At 66.2% G+C, this 18,912-nt stretch carries 15 protein-coding genes; 7 read left to right on the top strand and 8 right to left on the bottom strand.

Features of this window, described 5'->3' with window-relative positions; genetic code table 11:
- Positions 1 to 77: 77 nt before the first annotated feature.
- Together KBI44_18555 and KBI44_18550 are read right to left on the bottom strand one after the other, a co-directional pair.
- Positions 78 to 3,116 (bottom strand): hypothetical protein, encoded by a 3,039-nt coding sequence (locus tag KBI44_18555; GenBank protein ID MBP9146488.1) that lies wholly within the window; start codon positions 3,114 to 3,116, stop codon positions 78 to 80.
- Complete coding sequence (locus KBI44_18550) at positions 3,113 to 4,051, bottom strand: hypothetical protein (protein MBP9146487.1); 939 nt, start codon at positions 4,049 to 4,051, stop codon at positions 3,113 to 3,115. The genes KBI44_18555 and KBI44_18550 overlap by 4 nt, the downstream gene beginning before the upstream one ends.
- Here KBI44_18550 and KBI44_18545 point away from each other — a divergent pair.
- From KBI44_18545 to KBI44_18535, 3 genes are all read left to right on the top strand, one after another.
- Entirely contained in the window at positions 4,041 to 4,472 is a 432-nt protein-coding gene (locus KBI44_18545; protein ID MBP9146486.1) for an SRPBCC domain-containing protein, read from the top strand. The two genes, KBI44_18550 and KBI44_18545, sit on opposite strands and share 11 nt — an antisense overlap.
- A 420-nt stretch (positions 4,473 to 4,892) precedes the next feature.
- The gene (locus tag KBI44_18540; protein MBP9146485.1) at positions 4,893 to 6,578 is read left to right on the top strand and encodes a hypothetical protein; all 1,686 of its coding nucleotides are present in this window, start codon (positions 4,893 to 4,895) and stop codon (positions 6,576 to 6,578) included.
- Positions 6,579 to 6,799: 221 nt separating this feature from the next.
- Positions 6,800 to 9,178 (top strand): hypothetical protein, encoded by a 2,379-nt coding sequence (locus KBI44_18535; GenBank protein ID MBP9146484.1) that lies wholly within the window; start codon positions 6,800 to 6,802, stop codon positions 9,176 to 9,178.
- A gap of 265 nt (positions 9,179 to 9,443) precedes the next feature.
- Here KBI44_18535 and KBI44_18530 read toward each other — a convergent pair whose 3' ends face one another.
- From KBI44_18530 to KBI44_18515, 4 genes are all read right to left on the bottom strand, one after another.
- Complete coding sequence (locus tag KBI44_18530; protein ID MBP9146483.1) at positions 9,444 to 9,899, bottom strand: hypothetical protein; 456 nt, start codon at positions 9,897 to 9,899, stop codon at positions 9,444 to 9,446.
- A gap of 59 nt (positions 9,900 to 9,958) precedes the next feature.
- The gene (locus tag KBI44_18525) at positions 9,959 to 10,402 is read right to left on the bottom strand and encodes a hypothetical protein (protein MBP9146482.1); all 444 of its coding nucleotides are present in this window, start codon (positions 10,400 to 10,402) and stop codon (positions 9,959 to 9,961) included.
- Between the two features lie 355 nt (positions 10,403 to 10,757).
- Positions 10,758 to 11,024: a hypothetical protein gene (locus KBI44_18520; protein MBP9146481.1), complete on the bottom strand. Its 267-nt coding sequence runs from the start codon at positions 11,022 to 11,024 to the stop codon at positions 10,758 to 10,760.
- Positions 11,025 to 11,131: 107 nt separating this feature from the next.
- A complete protein-coding gene (locus KBI44_18515; GenBank protein ID MBP9146480.1) occupies positions 11,132 to 12,235 on the bottom strand; it encodes a hypothetical protein in 1,104 nt (367 codons plus the stop codon).
- A gap of 302 nt (positions 12,236 to 12,537) precedes the next feature.
- Between KBI44_18515 and KBI44_18510 the strand changes: the two genes are divergently transcribed.
- Entirely contained in the window at positions 12,538 to 12,957 is a 420-nt protein-coding gene (locus KBI44_18510; protein MBP9146479.1) for a hypothetical protein, read from the top strand.
- A gap of 262 nt (positions 12,958 to 13,219) precedes the next feature.
- On the opposite strand, the gene KBI44_18505 is transcribed toward KBI44_18510, so the two are convergent.
- On the bottom strand, positions 13,220 to 14,032 hold the full coding sequence (locus KBI44_18505) for an isocitrate lyase/phosphoenolpyruvate mutase family protein (protein ID MBP9146478.1): 813 nt from the start codon (positions 14,030 to 14,032) through the stop codon (positions 13,220 to 13,222).
- Between the two features lie 202 nt (positions 14,033 to 14,234).
- Positions 14,235 to 17,243, bottom strand: coding sequence for a hypothetical protein (locus KBI44_18500; protein ID MBP9146477.1), 3,009 nt, complete (start codon positions 17,241 to 17,243; stop codon positions 14,235 to 14,237).
- 154 nt (positions 17,244 to 17,397) lie between these two features.
- Between KBI44_18500 and KBI44_18495 the strand changes: the two genes are divergently transcribed.
- The 3 genes from KBI44_18495 to KBI44_18485 all read left to right on the top strand — a co-directional run bounded on the left by KBI44_18495 (position 17,398) and on the right by KBI44_18485 (position 18,866).
- Positions 17,398 to 17,637, top strand: a complete 240-nt coding sequence (locus tag KBI44_18495) for a hypothetical protein (protein ID MBP9146476.1) — start codon at positions 17,398 to 17,400, stop codon at positions 17,635 to 17,637.
- Complete coding sequence (locus KBI44_18490) at positions 17,634 to 18,032, top strand: type II toxin-antitoxin system VapC family toxin (protein ID MBP9146475.1); 399 nt, start codon at positions 17,634 to 17,636, stop codon at positions 18,030 to 18,032. The genes KBI44_18495 and KBI44_18490 overlap by 4 nt, the downstream gene beginning before the upstream one ends.
- A gap of 279 nt (positions 18,033 to 18,311) precedes the next feature.
- Complete coding sequence (locus tag KBI44_18485; protein MBP9146474.1) at positions 18,312 to 18,866, top strand: BON domain-containing protein; 555 nt, start codon at positions 18,312 to 18,314, stop codon at positions 18,864 to 18,866.
- Positions 18,867 to 18,912 lie beyond the last annotated feature (46 nt).

Raw genomic sequence — 18,912 nt, 5'->3', positions numbered from 1 at the left:
GAAGGCTGCGAAGAAGAAGCTGCACGAAATGATGGATCAGGAGTGCGAAGCAGCGTGAACCGCCGACTGGCGGCGAGTCACGTAAAACTCAACCGACTGGGTCCACTTGATCTGCGAGGCAAGACAGCCCCGCTGGTCCCATAAGTCCATTCCTTGAGAACGCGACTGGGTGCGGACCCCTCCCAGACTTCCTTGATGCGCTCGGACTTGTCGTAGACGTAGGAGAGGCGCCCGGTCGAACCCGAGTCGCTGACGATCAGTGCGTGCCCCCGGGCATCGATGGAGGAAGCGACGACGGCTCCGCCCTTCTCCGGATGAGTCTCCTGGGTCAGGAAGCCTCTCCCGTCGATCGTCATGGTACGAGCCTGAATCGGCGCGCCACTTTGTGGGCCCTGCGCCACCGAGACGAGGTTCCCGATAGCGTCATAGCCGTAGGACGTCTTGAGGTTCCCCGAGCTCAGGGGTTGCACGACTTTGATCAGGCGACCCTGCCGGTCGAAGGTCTGTGTCGTCGTGAATGAGGCCTCTGTTCCATTGACGTCGATCGCGATCGACGTCGCCCGAGTCGCTTCGCGATCTCCCGTATAGCTCAGAGTGAGCATATGGCTGCCACCCAAGTAGTCGGCTTTGTCGGGGAGGTCGATCTTGCGTGGCCTGCCGAAGGCATCGAAGTCGTTGAACACCCAGTTGCGATTGCTTCCAGAGTTGGCTCCCAGAACACTTGTCTGAGTCATCCATCCAAGAGCATTCCAGAAGGTGTCCCGCCGGGCGTTGGTGCCATCGGGCTGAAGAAACTTCTCCCGCGTCAGCCGCCCAAACCCGTCCCAGGAAAGCACAGTCTGTCCGAAACTGGCCCCCGCTGAGCAATCGCCGACACCGGAAGGGCATGCCGTAGAAATTGTCGCTTCGAGACCGACAACACCCGATCCCGCAGTCCAGGAGTAGTTTGTGACTGCGCCCTTCTCGCTTCCGCCATTTCCCACCGGCTCCGCTTTCAGAAGCCGGCCGATGGCATCGAACTCGTAGTTCGTCTTGTAACCGGAAACGTCGTAGCTGGACTTGACCATTCCGGTCGATGCGTCGATGTCGACGTAGTAGTCGCGATGCGGGACGAAGGTCGTATCGGTTTGGCGATGCTGGCTCCAGGCGCGCTGCCCGAAGGAATAGCCGTGGTCGATGCGATAGGCCCAACCACTCGGTTCAGTTGCTCCACAGGCAGGAGTCACCCCGGACAGCGACTGATTGTCACCACCATAGTAGGCCTCACGGTCGACGAACCTGGAATCCGAGTCGAGGCAGAAGAACACAAGGGTGTCGAAGTTCCCTAGACTCCCTGCTGTCTTTCGCCGGCGAATCGAGTTGAGAAATCCGGTCGTGGCGTTGAAGGAATAGTCACCTCGGAAGGAACCCGTCGAATCGCTCACCTGCTGGAAGTCGAAGCGATCGAGGACCCAGGCGTTTCCTATCGGAAATTTTGCGTAGGAAGGCGGCGAGCCGCCTACGTTCGCGTCCCACGAATAGGTCTGGGTGGTGGCGTTGAAATTCACAGTGGTCGTGGTGGCGTTGCCGCTGTCGAAGTTCCCACCCGTAGTGGTCGTGCGGTAGTGGCCCAAGCCATCGAAGCCGGAGAGCGTCGTGTCCGCGTAGTAGCCCGGGTCGTCGTTGTACACCAGCCGGGAGCTCTCGAGGCGCTGGTTCTCGCGGCCCGTGGCATAGCCGGCATGGTAGTCGGCGTTGTACCGCACCCACTCCGTGCGAACCAACGCGGCACCCGAAACGGATGGATCGCCCTCGTACCTCCGTTTCGAGAGATACCTCCCTCCTCCTCCGGGAACCTGGTCGGTGAAGGGAAGACCGTTCTTCCAGGATCCGTCCTCGGTCGTGAAGTAGCTGACCGACACGTCGCCATGCTCGGGAGTCTTGACCCAGGTGCGGCGCTCACGAGCCGGGTTCGCAGGGGCGGTCCCGTCAGGGCGCGGGCCTTGCCAGTATTCCCAATCGCCAAGCGGCGTTCCGTTAGCGCTGAATACGCTCTTCATACCGAGCGCATCGGACTGAGCCGTCCAAGGCGCACTGCTGGGCGGAGTGCCGAACGAGAAGGTCCTGTACTTGTACTCGTACTTCCCTTTGGTCGGTAGCCTGAGTGACTTCAGAGCGCCCGAAGGGCTCATGTAGGGCGGTGCGCTCTCGTTTGTCTGGTAGTAGGTCATGTCATAGGAGCCGCCGGCGGGCGGCGCAACGGAAGTCAACAACTGCACCTGAACGTCGATGGGGAGCCCACCCTTGACGTCGTCTGAGGAGTGCTTCCAGTGGCGGGAGATGGTTGTCGGCGCGTAGGTGAAGTTCCATCTCGCCCGCGTCCCACCCCCGAACTTGGGAAGATCCACATACTTCACTCTTTCGGGAAGTCCCTGAACGGTTTCGAATTGGACTGAGATCACTCGGCTCGGACTGCTCGAATCGGTCAAGTCCCAGTGAGTGGGGGTCTCTCCAGGGTGTGTGTCCACCGAAACGGTGTTCGAAAATCGGTCGCGAATGGCCTTCGGCTCACCGGACGCGTCAAAGACACGAACGAGGCCGCTGGGCGATTCGACCTCCCAAGTCGAGCCGACCTTCTTGATCCTCAGATAGCTCGAGTCGCGCGTATAGCATGCGGTGGTGACTGTGTCGCTAGCGTGTAATCTGTCGAAAATCTGTCGCCGCGACCCGTCTGCTTCGATGAGGACCCAGTTCGTGCAGTTCGAGGCAGAGGTCCCAACCTGTTTCATCCGGGCCAGGCCAAGATTCCAGCCAAGGCCCGCGTTGCCGTAGAGCTCCGGGAGCGCGTTGACCGAGTCCTCAGGCCCCCAGTCAAAGTCCCAGACGTTGGAGTTGTATTGGACGGAAAGCGCATACGAGAGCGCTTCCGATACAGGATAGGCGTCGCCGATCGGAATGACGAAGGAGTAGTTGCCGTTGAACAAGTTCACAGCGTCATGTTGATCGGAAGCGTAAGCGGTGGGTGCACCGCGGCCGCGGCGGAGATTGGTCGGATCTTGAGCCTCGACGAATGCCGGCGCGAACGCGAAAGTGAGGGCTAGAGCGATAGCCCGAACTGCCGGGGCAGGGATCTTCATCGCGCGACCTCCTCTGCTTCGAACACCAGGCGGCGCAAGTCGAAAGTGCGCTGGTCGAGGGCGAAGAGCGCGTCGCCCGGCAGGAACTCATCGAGGGGAGGGTCTTCGACTCCGAGCGATTCGAAGGTCGTGGGCGGGAGCAACAGTCGATCAGGGAGCTGCGGGTCGCCAGAAGGCACGACATCGGCACGCCCCCTCCAGACCCAGGCGCCGACCTCCCGGCGAAATAGAACGACCAGCTGTTCGCCCGAGAGAAGAAGCGGACCCGAAGGGCTCTGAGTGAGATATTCGTCCTCCAGAAGGCGCGGAAGCGCGCGTGGAAATTTTCGCGGCACAGAGTAGAGGATCGGTCCACCGGACCGATTGATCGCCGCCCAGAGCGAGTCTTCGGGGACTCCCTCCTCGATCTCCAGGGTCAAGATGCCGTCGCCATCGGAATCAGTCGAGCCTTCTAGACGGAAGTACCTTCGGGTCACCTCGGGGCCCTCAGTTCTCCTCCCGAGGCCGATTAGGTAGTAGGTGGCGCCCAAAGGAGCGCCAGAGATCGTGATCGTAGCTTCTCCGACAGCGATCGTAGGGCGGCCGGTCGCGGCTGTTGCAAGGCTCTGAGTTTCCTGTGCTTGACCTTCCGATGCAATCCCGACAGCTACGATCACCAACTTGAGCAAACTCCGATAAGACATCGAACCTCCAGTGTTGGACTGCGTTTCCTTCTCGACCTCTCCTCCTGCAGAGAGTCCTCGAGGAAGCACGGAGAATGGAACCTTGTCCTTCAAACCGACCGCACTCGAATTTCCGGGCACCCTATAGCAGACCTCGAGTGCTCCAGCCGCGGGTCCGGCATTTGAGTCGGTTCTCAGAAATCTGTGGTAGAGGAGCCGGAACCGGCACCTTCGTAGCGCGAGCGTGCCAGGGGAGGGATCGATGGCCGACATCCTGCATGACTTGCCGATCCAGACTTCTCTCGAACGGCTGTTCCTCGCCGTGAGCACGCCGGGCGGGTTGGACACCTGGTGGACCCTGCGCTGCACCGGGGAGCCGCGCGAAGGAGCCGAGTACGGACTCTGGTTCGGGCCCGACTACGACTGGCGAGCCCGGGTGTCCCGGTACGTTCGAAGCTCCGAGTTCGAGCTCGAGATCGTGCACGCCGACAGCGACTGGCTCGGCACCCGCGTCGGGATGCGGCTCGAGGCCGGTGATGGTGTCACCTGGCTGCGATTCCGCCATACCGGTTGGCCGAACCCGAACGAGCACTTCCGGGTCTCCTCCAACTGCTGGGCGATGTACCTGCGAATCCTGCGCCGGTCCCTCGAGCATGGCGAATCGGTGCCGTATGCCGATCGCCTGACCGTCTGAGCCTCGCTCGCCAGCGCGCTGCGGCAGTTGACGGCTCGGCGTACGCCGGGGACACGCTCCAGCCCGGCAGGTTCAGATGGGCGAACGCGGCGGACTCGACGGGCTTCAGCATGTCCCCAGCGCGGGGAGCATTGGCTGCAGATCCCCGCGTTCCGAATCAAGATACGCGAAGGCCTCGAGGTACGCCGGGGACACGCTCCAGCCCGGCGGGGTCAGATGGGCGATCGCGGCGGAATTGACGGGCTTCAGCATGTCCCCAGCTGCGGGGAGCGATCGGCCGCAGGTATCCAGATTCCGTCAGCGTGAGATGCGCTGGGATTTCGGCTGACACCTTCGTTGGAGCCTCTGCAAGGTGGCTCGACAGGTCACCCGCTCGGGAGTAGTCTGCCGCGCAGCTTCTCGCCTTCGAACGGAGTCTGGATGCGATCGCGTTGCCGCCGATTGGGTTTCCTTCTGCTTGTCGCAGCTCCCGTTTGGGCTCAATCGCCGCCGCTGCCGGTCGGCGGGCAGTTTCAGGTCAACACCTACACCACGGGCTTTCAGGGTTATCCCTCGGTCGCGTCGGATGCCGAGGGGGGTTTCGTGGTGGTCTGGGATAGCGACAGCTCGAGCGGCGATACCTCGTACAGTAGCGTCCATGGCCAGCGCTACGCCGCGGGAGGCGCCGCTCTCGGCGGGCAGTTCCAGATCAACACCTACACCTCCGGCACACAGTTTTCTGCTTCGATCTCGTCGAATGCCGAGGGGGATTTCGTGGTGGTCTGGAGTAGCGACGGCTCGAGCGGGGGCGATACCTCGAACAGCAGCGTCCAGGGCCAGCGCTACACCGCGGACGGCGCTGCGCTGGGAGGGCAGTTCCAGGTCAACACCTACACCACCAGCATTCAGTTCAATCCCTCGGTCGCCTCGGATGCCGAGGGGGATTTCGTGGTGGTCTGGGCGAGCTACGGCTCGAGCGGGGGCGATACCTCGTACGGCAGCGTCCAGGGCCAGCGCTTTGCCGCGGGAGGCGCCGCGCTCGGAGGGGAGTTCCAGGTCAACACCTTCACCACCAGCCGTCAGCAGTATCCGTCGGTCGCCTCGGCTGCCGATGGGGATTTCGTGGTGGCCTGGCTGAGCAACGGCTCGAGCGGGGGCGATACCTTGGACACCAGCGTCCAGGGCCAGCGCTACGCCGCGGGAGGCGCCGCGCTGGGAGGGCAGTTTCAGGTCAACACCTACACCACCAGCTATCAGCGTGCTCCGTCGGTAGCGTCGGCTACCGGGGGGGATTTCGTTGTGGCCTGGCGGAGCAACGGCTCGAGCGGGGGGGATGCTTTGAACTACAGCATCCAGGGCCAGCGCTATGCCGCGGGAGGCGCCGCACAGGGAGGGCAGTTCGAGGTCAACACCTACACCACCAACAATCAGTCTTATCTCTCGGTCGCGTCGGATACCGAGGGGGATTTCGTGGTGGTCTGGCAGAGCGACGGCTCGAGCGGGGGCGACACCTTGAACTACAGCGTCCAGGGCCAGCGCTACGCCGCGGGAGGCACCCCGTTGGGCGGGCAGTTCCAGGTCAACACTTACACCACCTCCGGCCAGAGGCGTCCGTCAGTCGCGTCGGACGCCGAGGGGGATTTCGTGGTGGTCTGGCAGAGCAACGGCTCGAGCGGGGGCGATACCTCGGGCTACAGCGTCCAGGGCCAGCGCTTTCGCGTCACCGGCGATCTTCAGGGGCGGGTCTTCTTCGACGCCAACGCGAACGGGCTGCAGAACGCCGGGGAAGCCGGGATCGCGGGGGTGACGGTCGAGCTCTTCGACGACGCCTTCGCCCTGCGGCGGACCGTGGTCACCGATGGCGTCGGCGTCTACCGATTGCGTCCCAAGGAGGGGAGCTGGCTTCTGCGCTTCGTGGCACCGTCGGCCTGGTTCACGAGCCGCGACGTCGGGGGCGACGACACCCTCGACAGCGATGCCGAGCCGGCCTCCGGCGAGACCGCGTTCTTCCCCGTGACCATCAACGTTCTCGACACGACGATCGACGCCGGCTTCGTGGTCTTTCCGCTCTTCGTGGACGGCTTCGAAACGGGCAACACGATCCGCTGGTCGGCGACGGTACCGTAGGCGGCGAGGGTACGCCGGGGACACGCTCCAGCCCGGCAGATTCAGGTGGGCGGTCGCGGCGGGATCGGCGGGCTTCAGCATGTCCCCAGCTGCGGGGGGCAGCGGCTTGGGATTTCGGGTGGCACGTTCGCGGGAAGCGCCGCAAGGAAGAAGGAAGCTCGACAGGTCGGTTCGGCGGGGGTAGGCTGCCGCGCAACTTCTCGCTTTCGGAGGGAGTCGGCATGCGACCGCGCTGTCGTCGATGGGGTTTCCTGCTGCTCTTCGCAGCTGCCGCATGGGCTCAGTCGCCGCCGCTTCCGGTCGGCGGGCAGTTCCAGGTCAACACCTACACCACCAGCGGGCAGGGCTATGCATCCGTCGCGTCGGATGCCGAGGGAGATTTCGTGGTGGTGTGGCACAGCTTCGGCTCGAGCGGCGGCGACACCTCGGCCGACAGCATCCAGGGGCAGCGCTACGCCGCGGGAGGCGCCGCGCAGGGAGGGCAGTTCCAGGTCAACACCTACACCACGAGCTACCAGGTCTCTCCGTCGGTCGCGTCGGATGCCGATGGGGATTTCGTGGTGGTCTGGCAAAGCACCGGCTCGAGCGGGGGCGATACCTCCACCGTCAGCGTTCAGGGCCGCCGCTACGCTGCGGCGGGCGGTGCATTGGGTGGGCAGTTCCAGGTCAACACCTACACCACCAGCTACCAGAGCTATGTGTCCGTCGCGTCGGATGCCGAGGGGGGCTTCGTAGTGGTCTGGACAAGCGTCGGCTCGAGCGGCGGCGATACCTCCACCACCAGCGTCCAGGGCCAGCGCTACGGCGTCGGAGGCGCCCCGCTGGGGGGGCAGTTCCAGGTCAACACCTTCACCACCTTCTATCAGAGCTTTCCGTCGGTCGTATCGCAGGCAGGGGGGGACTTCGTGGTGGTCTGGGAGAGTCTCGGCTCGAGCGGCGGCGATACCTCGAACTTCAGCGTCCAGGGGCAGCGCTTCGCCGTGGGCGGCGCCCCGCAGGGGGGGCAGTTCCAGATCAACGTCCACTCCACCGGCTATCAGCGTTTTCCCGCGATCGCGTCGGATGCCCGGGGCGATTTCGTCGTGGTCTGGCAAAGCGACTCTTCGAGCATGGGCGATACCTCGTCCGAAAGCGTCCAGGGTCGGCGCTACCCCGCGGAAGGGGGCGCGCCAGGAGGCGAATTCCAGGTCAACACCTACACCACCAGCGTCCAGCGTGCTCTGTCGGTGGCGTCGGATGCGGAAGGGGACTTCGTGGTGGTCTGGCAGAGCTTCGGCTCGAACGGCGGAGATACCTCGCTCTTCAGCATCCAGGGCCAGCGCTTCGGCGCGGGGGGCGCCGCGGTCGGAGGCCAGTTCCAGGTCAACACCTACACCACCTCGGGTCAGTATCTTCCATCGGTCGCCTCGGATGCCGAGGGAGATTTCGTCGTGGTTTGGCAGAGCAACGGCTCGGCCGGAGGCGACACCTCGCTCGACAGCATCCAGGGCCAGCGCTTTCGCGTCACCGGCGATCTTCAGGGGCGGGTCTTTTCGGACGCGGACTTCGACGGCATTCAGGACGGGGGCGAGCCGGGCATCGCGGGGGTCGCGGTCGAGCTCTACGACGACGCCCTGAATCTCCGGCGGTCGACGCTCACGGACGGCAGCGGCAACTATTTCCTGAAAGCGAAGGAAGGGAGCTGGCACCTGCGCTTCGTGCGGCCCTCGACCGACTCGTTCACCGGCCAGGACGCCGGCGCGGACGATACGCTCGACTCCGACGCCGATCCCGACGGCGAGACCGATCCGTTCGACGTGGCGATCGCCGTCCTCGACGCGACACGCGACGCCGGCCTCACCCACGGCATCGGCGACAAGGTCTGGAACGACCTCGATCACGACGGAATTCGCGAGGGCGGCGAGCTGGGCCTCTCCGGCGTGACCGTGCGGCTGCGCGACAAGGTCGGCACCCTGGTTCTCCAGACGACGACGGATGCCGCCGGGAGGTACCACTTCAACAGCCTGACTCCGGAAGGCGAGTACTACGTCGAGTTCGCAGCGCCGGCCGGCTTCGCCTTCTCACCTGCGAATCAGGGCGGCAGCGACGAGACGGACAGCGATGCCGACGAGACGACCGGAACCACACCGATCTTCGTCTTCGACCTCGCCGAGGTCGACACCTCGATCGACGCCGGGCTCTTTCAGCTCTCGTCGATCGGCGGCCGGGCCTGGGACGACCTCGACCGCGACGGCGTGCGCGAGGCCGGCGAGCCGGCGATCGACAACCTCCTGGTACGGCTCCTCGACTCTGCCGGCACGACGGTGTTGGCGAGCCAGGCGACCGCCGGCGGCGGCTTCTATGCCTTCGGCGAGCTCGCCTCGGCGACCTACCTCGTCGAAGTCGTGCCGCTCGGCGCCCTCGACCTCTCGCCGCAGGACGCCGGCGGCGACGACGCGTTCGACAGCGACTTCGATCCCACGACCGCGCGCACCGAGCCGATCGTCTTCTCCGCCGGCACCGTCGTCGCCAAAATCGACGCCGGACTGCAGATCGTGGTCGTCTTCGTCGACAACTTCGAAAGCGGCGATCTCGACCGCTGGTCCACGCAGGCGCCCTAGCGCCGGGGGCGGAGGTACGCCGGGGACACGCTCCATCCCGGCGGCTTCAGATGGGCGAGCGCGGCGGGGTCGACGGGCTTCAGCATGTCCCCGGCTGCGGCGGGCAGCCGCCTGGAATTTCGGCTGGCTCCTTCGCCGGACTTTCCATTCTGAGGCTCCAGAGACGTCGTCTTTGGTGGAGCCCCTCATGACCGTCGCATGGATCTGAATGCCCTTGCCTGGAGCACAGGTACTTGGAGCACGGGTGCCAGGGAAACTTCATCGGCTAGGTCTCGGAAGGGGCAACCGCTCCCTCCGACGCCGCGTCGACCGGTGCCAGCTCGACAGAAATGGTGAGCGACTCGGCATCAAGGAGGCCCTCGGTCGGCTTGTCGAACTCCAGCGAGAAGAGCACACCGTCGACCAGCCAGATCCTTCCTGCAACCCTCTCGCCCCTTCCGCAAGTGACCGAGAAACTGGCGAGGAGACTCTCGCCGCTTCCTGACCGCAAGGCGGTCGATCGGTCCAGATTCGGCCGCCCCCCGACCATCTGATAGCTGTTCACCTCCTCGCCGCCCTCGAGCCGCTGCACGAGATTGACCTGCTCCATGCGGCGCTGCATTCTCTTCGCGGATCCCGGGTCGAGCCGCCTCATCGTTTCGCGAAGGACACGCAGCTCCAGCGAGTTGAAGTGAAGGGTTCCACGGGAGAACAGCGCCCTCAGGTTGGCGAAGACGCGCATGGGTCAGAGTCTACGCGCTGCGGCGTTCCACAGCGGTGGCCTTCCACGGCAAAACTCCTTCACTCCGAGGAGACGGGTACCTCGAGCTGCCTTGCATCGAGGACGTCCTCCTTCCGACTTCCAACCATCACCGTCGTGATGATCGATATCGAAGACGGAGGCGAAAGGCGAATGGACTCGAAGTCGTAGCGATCCTCGTTCGAGACAACGACTTCCAGGGTGTCGTCGCTGCGCCAGAAGACGTACTTGATCGGTACCCCATACGAGCGCCAGGCAAACGAGAGTTCCGTTCGATAGTCCAGGGGCGTTGCATCCGAAGCGATGACGATTCCGTACCCTGTGCCGACTGTCGCTCCACCTCCGGAGTACCTCACGGCATGGGCCCTCAGACTGGAGTCTGGCGAAGGCACGCTGACGATGGGTTTCCAGTCGTCCTCTCGGCAGCCTGCCGTTGAGATGAGCACCGCGAACATCATGGATACCAGACCCGCTCTCGATTGCATGGCGCACTCCCGGACCTGGCATCTTCAATTCGAGCCGAATCTCGTCGCATGTCGCGATGGGACCGAGCGCCCCAAGAGATGCATGCTCATCGACGAGCGCCGGCCTGGTTTGACAGCGCACAACGTAGCACGAGCGAGTGGTTCGCGAAGCAGGGGTCGGAAGGCGAACGAACGAGGGCTCGTAGCGGGTGGTACGCCGGGGACACGCTCCAGCCCGGCCGGTTCAGATGGGCGGTCGTGGCGGGGTCGGCGGGCTTCAGCATGTCCCCGGCTGCGGGGAGCGGCTGCTTCGGAGGCTCAGGTGGCGCTTCCGGAGCCGTCGGCGAACTGGGGGTCTCGAACCTGGCGCGGAGGGCTACGAACTGTCATCGCCGATCCAGGGATCGCAGCCGTCTTCGAGCATGTGGTAGCGCCCGTGCGCCCAGCTGTAGAACTCCTGCCACGTCCGGAGTGTTCCTTCGCCTTCGATCTCCACGACGGCGCCCGCCTCGATGGCGCGGCGGATCCTTCGCAGCTCCGCGACCAGGGCGCGCCAGCTCGTGGGTCGCCCGCTCGCAGAGCGCTCGGCGTACATCGCGTCCAGGGTCCTGAGCGCCTCGGTCAAAATCACGCTTCTGATCATGAGCTCCTTGCCTCTCGCTCGGCCAGCCGGGCCGGGTTCGCTGATTGGATCACGCCGCGATCAGGGATGGCAGCCGAGGTGAAGGTACCTGGACCACCGCCGGCGAATCAGGGCGCGACCTCGCTCCAGGCGCCCGGATTCCCCTGCTCGAAGCCGTCGGCGAAGAGCCGCGGCGGCACAGGGGCGTCGGTCGCTTCGAACGCGCCCGACTCGCAGTCCGTGTCGCGAATCACGCCGCGCTGATCTTCTGCGGCGCACAGGGCATCGAGCGCCGCGCCGAGGACGATGCTCCCCGCTGCCGGCGCCATCGTCGGCGTCGGCCCGCCGTTGTCGGCCAGATCGCCCAGCGCGAGATCCTCGCTCGCGACGCCGGTCAGATCGCTCGCCTGATCGAACTGGCAGCTGTTGCCGGCGGATTCGACGTTCCCGCCGGCGGAGTCGATCGCCCCGTTGGTGGCGAAAGAGCAGTTTCCCGCCACGATCGAGTTCGAAAGGATCGCTGTGGTGAAGCCGACTCGCAGCACGTCGCCGGTGCCAGAGCCGCGCGCGAGCGTGCAGTGGTTGCAGGAGAAGACGCTGCTGTTGGTCCGGAGCTCCAGGAGTCCATTTCCGGTGGAGGTGATGTTCTCGATCGTCGCCGCCGCCGCGCCCACCGACAGGCCATCGCCGGTGTTGCCGGCGATCGTGCTGCGGCGGAGGTCCAGCGATTCCATCGCGTTGTTCGCCACCAGTCCTCCACCGAGGAAAATGGCACCGCCGTTGTCGACGAAGGCGCAGTCCTCGACGAGCGCGGCTCCGTCCAGGAACATCACGCCGTGCTCGTCCGAATTCTGGAACCGGATGCCGCGGACGGTGAGATTCAGTTGACCGCCCTCGCCGATGAGGATCGTCTCGCTCACCCCCGTGCCGTCGATGCGGGTCAGATCGGCGCCGAGTCCGACGATCTCCAGCGTGCCGTTGACCCGGAGTCCGCCGCTGTTCGAGCCGGGCCCGCCCGTGTCCACGATCGTGAGCTGGTAGGTCCCGGCGGACAACACCACCCGGTTCGCGCCGCCGACTGCGGCGATCACCGCCTCGCGCAGGGAGCAGTCGGTCGCCAGACAACCGTTCGGCACCGGGTCGTCGTAGCGGGTGACGACGAAGTCGGCGGCCGAGACGGGCGACGCCAACAGGAGAATCAGTGAGCCCAATCCGAGCGTGGAGCGAACCATCTTCTCTGAATGTCGATCCATGGCGGGAGTCCTCGCGGGTTGCGAGATTCTGCGCACGGCGAGCCGGCGGCGGCGACCCTCCTTCGGCAGGACCCTCACCTGACTTTCGTCGGAGAGGCTCTCCTCCATCGCTCGAGCGGTGCCGCTCGAGAGGTGCCACTCGGTGGAACAGCCCCGGGACCCACTCTGGCGGGATGGCTGGCCTCTCTGCCGTGCGCCCATCTCGAATCCAGGCCGCTCCGGCAAGCTCCAGCTGCGAGGCTTTCACTTGACAACTGTGCTTAGCGCTAAGTACCCGGAGAGTGACGCGGGGCTTCGACTTCGTGATTGCGCGCCCGGGTGAGCGCCTCGCGGGCGCGATCGCGCTGCTCTACGACCGCGGGCTCGAGCTCGTCTCGCGCCTGGACGAAGCAGGCGACGTCGCCTCGACGATCTCGAACCGCCGGGTCGCGATCGCCCGCCTGAAGCTGGATGCGCCGGCGAGCGCCAGCTTCTTCGATCCGAAGAGCGGCCTGCGAATCGACCTCCTCTTCGACTTTCCGCTCCCCGCGGAGGAGCTCGCCCGCCGGGCGACGCGAACCAGGATTCGCACCCATCTCTTTCACGTCGCATCCGAACCGGACCTGCTCCACCTGAAGCAGATCGCCCTCGCCGAGCGCTCCGCCCCGGGCGACTCCGTGGATATCGCCTTCCTCGAGTCACGTCGAAGCGGCGGCAGCTAGCGGGCGGCTGCCTTCCGCGCGGGAGCTGCTTCACAGGTGCCAGATGAATTTCATCGGCCGAATTTCATCGACTTGATGCGCGGATCGCTGGGCCTCGAGGTGCGACACGGCCGGGTACGCCGGGGACACGCTCCAGCCCGGCGGTTGCAGAGGGGCGAGCGCCGCGGGGTCGACGGGCTTCAGCATGTCCCCGGCTGCGGGGAGCAGCTGCTGCAGATGCTCAGGTGCGACGAGCCCTTTCCGCCCGGAACGCCGCCGATCTCTAGCGCAGCAGCCCGTCGACGTTCGGCAGGTGCTCGAACTTCGAGAAGGTGCCCTGCTCGGCGATCTCCGTCGCGGCGGCGAGGAATCCGGCCCAGGCGGTGCGCGCCAGGGTGCCGCCGACGCTGATGCGCCGGACGCCCATCGCCGCCGCTTCCGCCACCGTCAGGAACGGTGCGTTGATGAGGAGGTTCAGCGGCTTGGGCGCGATCGCGGCGAGGAGCGTGGCGATCTGGGCGGCCGTTGTGATGCGCGGCGCGTAGAGGCAGTCGGCGCCGGCTGCGGCGTAGGCAGCGAGGCGCCGGGCGGTCTCGTCGATGTCCGGGCGCCCCCAGAGGAACCCTTCGGATCGTGCGGTGAGAACCATGCCCGTGCCGCTCTCGTCGATCGCCGACCGCGCCGCCCGGATCCGCTCCACGGCGAGCTCGAAGTCGTAGAGCGGGTGGGCTTCGTCGCCGGTCGAATCTTCGATCGAGAGGCCGGCGATCCCGGTGGCCGCGGCGAGCTTCACGTGCTCGGCGACGCGCTCCGGTTCGACCGCGAAGCCGCCCTCGAAATCGGCGTTGACCGGCACCGAGACCGCCGCCGCGACCGCCCGGAGATGGGCGAGCGCCTCGTCGAGCGTGACCCGGTTGTCGCTCCGGCCCAGAGTCCAGGCGAAGCCGGCGCTGGTCGTCGCCAACGCCGGGAAGCCGAGCTGCTCGAGCGCCCGCGCGCTCCCCGCATCCCACGGATTGGGCATGACGAAACAGCCGGCGGCGTGCAGGCGATGAAAAGCGACGACACGGGCGTCCGGAGTACGTAGTTCGGGCATTCCGGAAGCATACGGCCGGCGCCGGCAAGCCGGTGACGTTCTGGTACGCCGGGGACACGCTCCAGCCCGGCGGGCTCAGCGGGACGCGCGCGGTGGGGGGTGGCGGGCTTCAGCATGTCCCCAGCTGCGGGGAGCATCAGCTGCAGCGCAACAGGTACGCCGGGGGCACGCGCATCTTGCGAACGGGCGCAGCTTGCGGGCGCTAGGGCGAGGTTGCGGACCAGGCGGCGGTGGTGCCGGTGGCGAAGCCGTCGGTGAAGAGGGTGCCGTCGGGGAGGGTCGAGAGGGTGCGGACGACGCGGGTGATGTTGCCTTCGACGTCGCGGACGCTCACGCGGAGGTCGCGCTTCCAGAGCTCGGGAAGGGGCGCGGCGAGGGGGATCTGCCAGATCCGGTCACTGGCCGGGCCGACCGGTTGCGCGAGGTCGGCGAGTTGGGCGTTCGCTGGCCGGCCGGCCACGGGGAAGTCGGCGCGCACGTCGAGGGTCGAGAGATCGACACCGGAGTAGGCGTCGACGAGGCCGAAGCGGATCGCCGGAATCGTCGCCGGGCCGTAGCCGGCGCGCGGCGCGCTCAGTTCGATCGTGGGTTTGTGATCGTCGAGGAACCAGCCGACCGCCCCCTGGCCGTACTGCTCACCCGTGTTGATCGGGCAGCCGAGGTCGATCCAGCGCGCGAAGGTCATCTTCTCGGTTTCGGAGAGAGGGATCGCTCCGCTCCCTGACGGCGGCATGATCGTGCCGGTGAAGTCGAGGTCGACCGCCGAGAGATTCGTCCCCGGCGGCAGCGTCGCGGCGTTGCCGGGGACGCTCTCGGTCGGATGGTCGGCGTTCGTCCAGCCGTCGAGCCGTTGACCGAAGATCTTCCAGGTGAGGAGGCTCCGCCGGCTCTGGAAGGCGCGGATGTAGCGGCTGGCGTTGGTCTGCCGCCAGGTGCCGTTGTTGATCACGGGCGGATGCCCCCAGTCGGCGGCGCCGTCGTCCGCGAGCCGCTTGTAGTCGCCCGGCAGGCCGTCGTGCATCGCGAGATCGTCGAGGACCAGGTTTCCGGGTGGCGTCGGGTTCGTGTCCGTGTGGCAGGAGACGCAGCTCCTCTGCAGGAGCGGCCGGATGTCGCGGTAGAACTCGACGTCGACCGCCGGCTGTTGGAGCACGATCAGGCCGGGGTTGCCGCCGGCGTCACGGGTCAGAAGGGGCGTCGTCGCCGCGAGGTCGTGCACCAGATAGCCGGGCGTTGCCGCCGCCGTGCTCTCGAAGGCGAGCGGCTGCAGGCTGTGCGCGTGGCAGCCGCCGCAGTTCTGCCGCACCTCTCCGGGCCGCACCTGATGCCAGGTCTGCGACATGTTGAGCACCAGCCCGCGCCGGTCGAGGGTCTGGAAAGTGAACGGCGTGTCGGCCGGAATCTTCGCGAGGAAGCTCGTGTCCGGATTTCCCTCCGGGTCGAGAACCGGCTGCCCCCCGGCGGTGGTCTTCCTCACCGGAATCTCGCCCAGGATCCGCAGCCTCTCGCCGGCGTGGTTGTAGAAGTGCTTGCCTTCGTGCGGGCCGTACGAGAAGTGGGTGTTCGCCTCCATCGACAGAATGCGGATCGCCCAGATGTCGGCGTTCGTGTACTTGCCGGCGTCGGCGCCCTGCCAGAACCAGTTCGACGACTGCTCGTTCTCGTCGGTGTTGAATGCGTCGAGGCCGTCGAAGAAGTCGTTCCACGACGGCACATGCCCGGGGAAGCTCTCCCGCTTGTAGAGGCTCGAGCTGCCGACGAGGCCCAGGGGCGTCCCGGCCGGGAGCTCGACGTGGAGCGTGCCGTCGTTCGGCAGCCAGGGGAGGTCGACCGGTTCGGCGACGCCGTGCACCGCGGCGTACGGCACGACGGCGCGCGGCCAGGCCTCGTTGTAGGCCGGACTGTTCTTGAGCAGCACGAGCTCGCTGGGCCCGTCGATCGCGTTGCCGCCCGGAATCAGGTAGATCCCGGCGTCGTAGTACGGCATCGGCGTCGGGCGGTCGAGGTCGTTTGCCGGCCCCGGCGTCCAGACGACGAGCAGGTCGTTCGCCGGTGCCGCGGAAGGATGGGTGAACTTCCCCACCCGCACGCCGCCGGCGCCTTCGGGGGCTGCCTCGTCCTGACCGTGGGTGAACGGCGTGATCGAGAACATGCCGTGCGGCGTGAACGACATCCGGAACGGATAGGAGTATCCCGCTTCGACCGTCTGGTCGATCGACGGATTGAGGTCGGGATTCCAGCTGCCGAACCGCGGCGTGCCGGCGGGTGGACTCACCGGGAAGCGGTAGAGCGCGCCGAAACCGTTGTTGTTGAGGTTGTAGTAGTCGGTGACGACGAGGTCGCCGTTGCCGAGCTGGGTCATGAAGTGAAAGGCCTGCGGGCTGCGGAAGGCCGAGACGATCGGCTCCCAGGCGCGGCCGTCGGGCTGGATCGCCCAGATTCCCCACAGGCGCCGGTCGCGCAATCCCTGATCTTCGTGCGAAGAGAACATCAGGCGGCCGTCGCGGAGGACCGTCGGGTGGAGCGCCGACGAGACCGACATCGGCGCGATCGGCGTGACGTTCTTGCCGTCTTCGTCCATCACGTAGAGCTGCAGCGTCGGCGCGGTGAACCCCTTCTGCGGCCAGAAGCCGTTGCGGTTCGAGGTGAAGGCGATGCGGCCACCCGGCAGCGGGCACGGGCCGAGGTTGAGAATCCCGTAGCCCAGGCGGTCGAAGCCGGCGGGCGGGTCGAGCGGGTTCGACTCGTTCCAGTTGCCGCCGCCGGTATTCGGCGTGAACTCACCGTGGGTGAGCTGCTGGATCTGCCGCGTCGCCAGATGGATGCGAAAGATGTCCGAACCCCGGTAAGGCAGCCAGTCGCGCTGGTAGTTGAGCTGCGCTTCGTGCACGTCGTAGAGATAGGCGTAGTAGACCCACTGGGCGTCGAACGAAACGAACGGGTCGGTGACCGCGCCGTCGCCGCCGGCGACCAGGACCTCCTCGGTGCCGTTCGGATGCAGCAGCATCAGGTCGGCGCCGGGGTCGATCCGCGCCGGATGGAAGACCTCCGGCCAAGTGCTGTTCGCATTGTCGCCGAAGCGCGGCTGGCGGACGTAGACGACGTCGTAGGCGACCGCAGAGGCCGCGGCGGCTGCCGTCGCGCCACAAAAGGCGACGAGCGCGAGCCGCGCGGCGGCGCGCGCGAGCGGCGAGAAGATCGGAGATCGCATCGACGTTTGCGGGATCCTGCAAGGGGCCGTCTTTCGGCACAAGGTGAAATTTCACACTCGGGAGACAGGTGGGACGCCCTCGACCGCCCTCGACGATGAAACTCCGCCCCGCAGATGCGTTGACATGCTTGGCACATGTACCTATGCTGATCACATGTCCGTCATGATCCAGATCCGCAACGTGCCCGATTCGCTGCATCGCAAGCTCAAGGTCCGCGCGGCCGAAGCGGGTATGTCGCTCTCGGACTATCTGCTCGCGGATCTCCGGAGATCCGCGGAGCGGCCGACTCCCGAGGAGCTGCTCGCGCGGCTGCGGTCGCGGCCGGCGGTCCACCTCCCGGAGCCCGCGGCGCGGGCCGTGCGTGCCGAGCGGGACGCGCGCGGCTCCCGTTGATCGTCCTCGACGCCTCGGCGACAGTCGAGCTTCTGCTGGGGACCGCGCGGGGTGCCGCCGTCGCCCGCCGGATCTTCGACCCCGCCGAGACCCTGCACGCGCCGGAGCTGCTCGATCTCGAGGTCGCGCAGGTGTTGCGGCGCTACGAGCGCGCGAAGATCCTCGATGAGACACGCGCCGAGGCGGCTCTGCGCGACCTCGCCGACCTGCCGATCGAACGCTACGGCCACCGACTGCTCCTGCCGCGTGCCTGGGAGCTGCGCGCCAATCTGACGATCTACGACGCCGTCTACGTCGCCCTGGCCGAGCTTCTCGGGGCTCCCCTCCTCACCGGCGACGTCTCGTTCGAAGCGGCGAAGCACCGCGCCAGCATCGAGCTGCTCGCCGCCAGCTGACGCGGAACGGCCGGAGAGAACCGGCTGGCTCCGGCACGGGCTGGCACTTCGCTCCGGCTGCCAGCCCGGGCCGGCAAGCTCCCGGCCGATTTCCATCCGATCCGCGGTTCCTTCTCCGGAAGAATAATCTGCAAAGCGAATGGCTCCTTGCCGAACACGGCCCGGCGGCAGGACATAACCATCGTATTTGCAATAGTTACGAGATGGCATCGCTCTTGCTCACTGGTCGAGCATGGCAGGGCAGCAGCAAGCTGCCCGCACTTTCCCAGGAGGATGCACATGAAGACTTCAAAATGGATCATCTCGCTGGCGGCTGCGGCCTTCCTGTTCACGGCGGGTGCTGCGATCGCCGACGACAAGAGCGACTGGTTGGTGAACCGCGACGTGAAGCATGCGCTGCTCACCAAGCTGGGCGCCGACGCGCTGCGCATCGATGTCAACACCAGCGGCGGCAACGTCAACCTCCTCGGCACGGTCGGGAAGCGCGAGACGAAGGAGCTCGCCTCGACGATCGCCAAGTCGGTCAAGGGCGTCCACCTGGTCGACAACGACCTCGAGCTTGCCGCCACGGTCAACAACCCGAGCACCGCAGGCGCCGCGGCGGCCGAAGGTGAGGCGGAGATCAAAGACGCGATGATGGAGGCGACGATCCGCTGGGCGCTTCTCGATTCGCTCGGCAGCGAAGCCGTCAAGGTCGGCACCGAGGCCGCGAGTGGCGTCGTTACGCTCGAGTTCGAGCAGGACTGGTCCGGCGCCAAGCGTCAGGAGGCGGTGGCCGCCGTCAAGGCGCTCGACGGAGTGAAGAAGGTCGTCACGGTCGACAAGAAGAGCTAGATCCCGCAACTGGGGACCAGCAGTCCGACCCCTCGCGGTCCGTCCG

Source organism: Thermoanaerobaculia bacterium, assembly GCA_018057705.1.
Classification (GTDB): Bacteria; Acidobacteriota; Thermoanaerobaculia; order Multivoradales; family JAGPDF01; genus JAGPDF01.
Note: the sequence above shows the minus strand (reverse complement) of the source record. Positions and strands in the feature narration are given on the sequence as shown.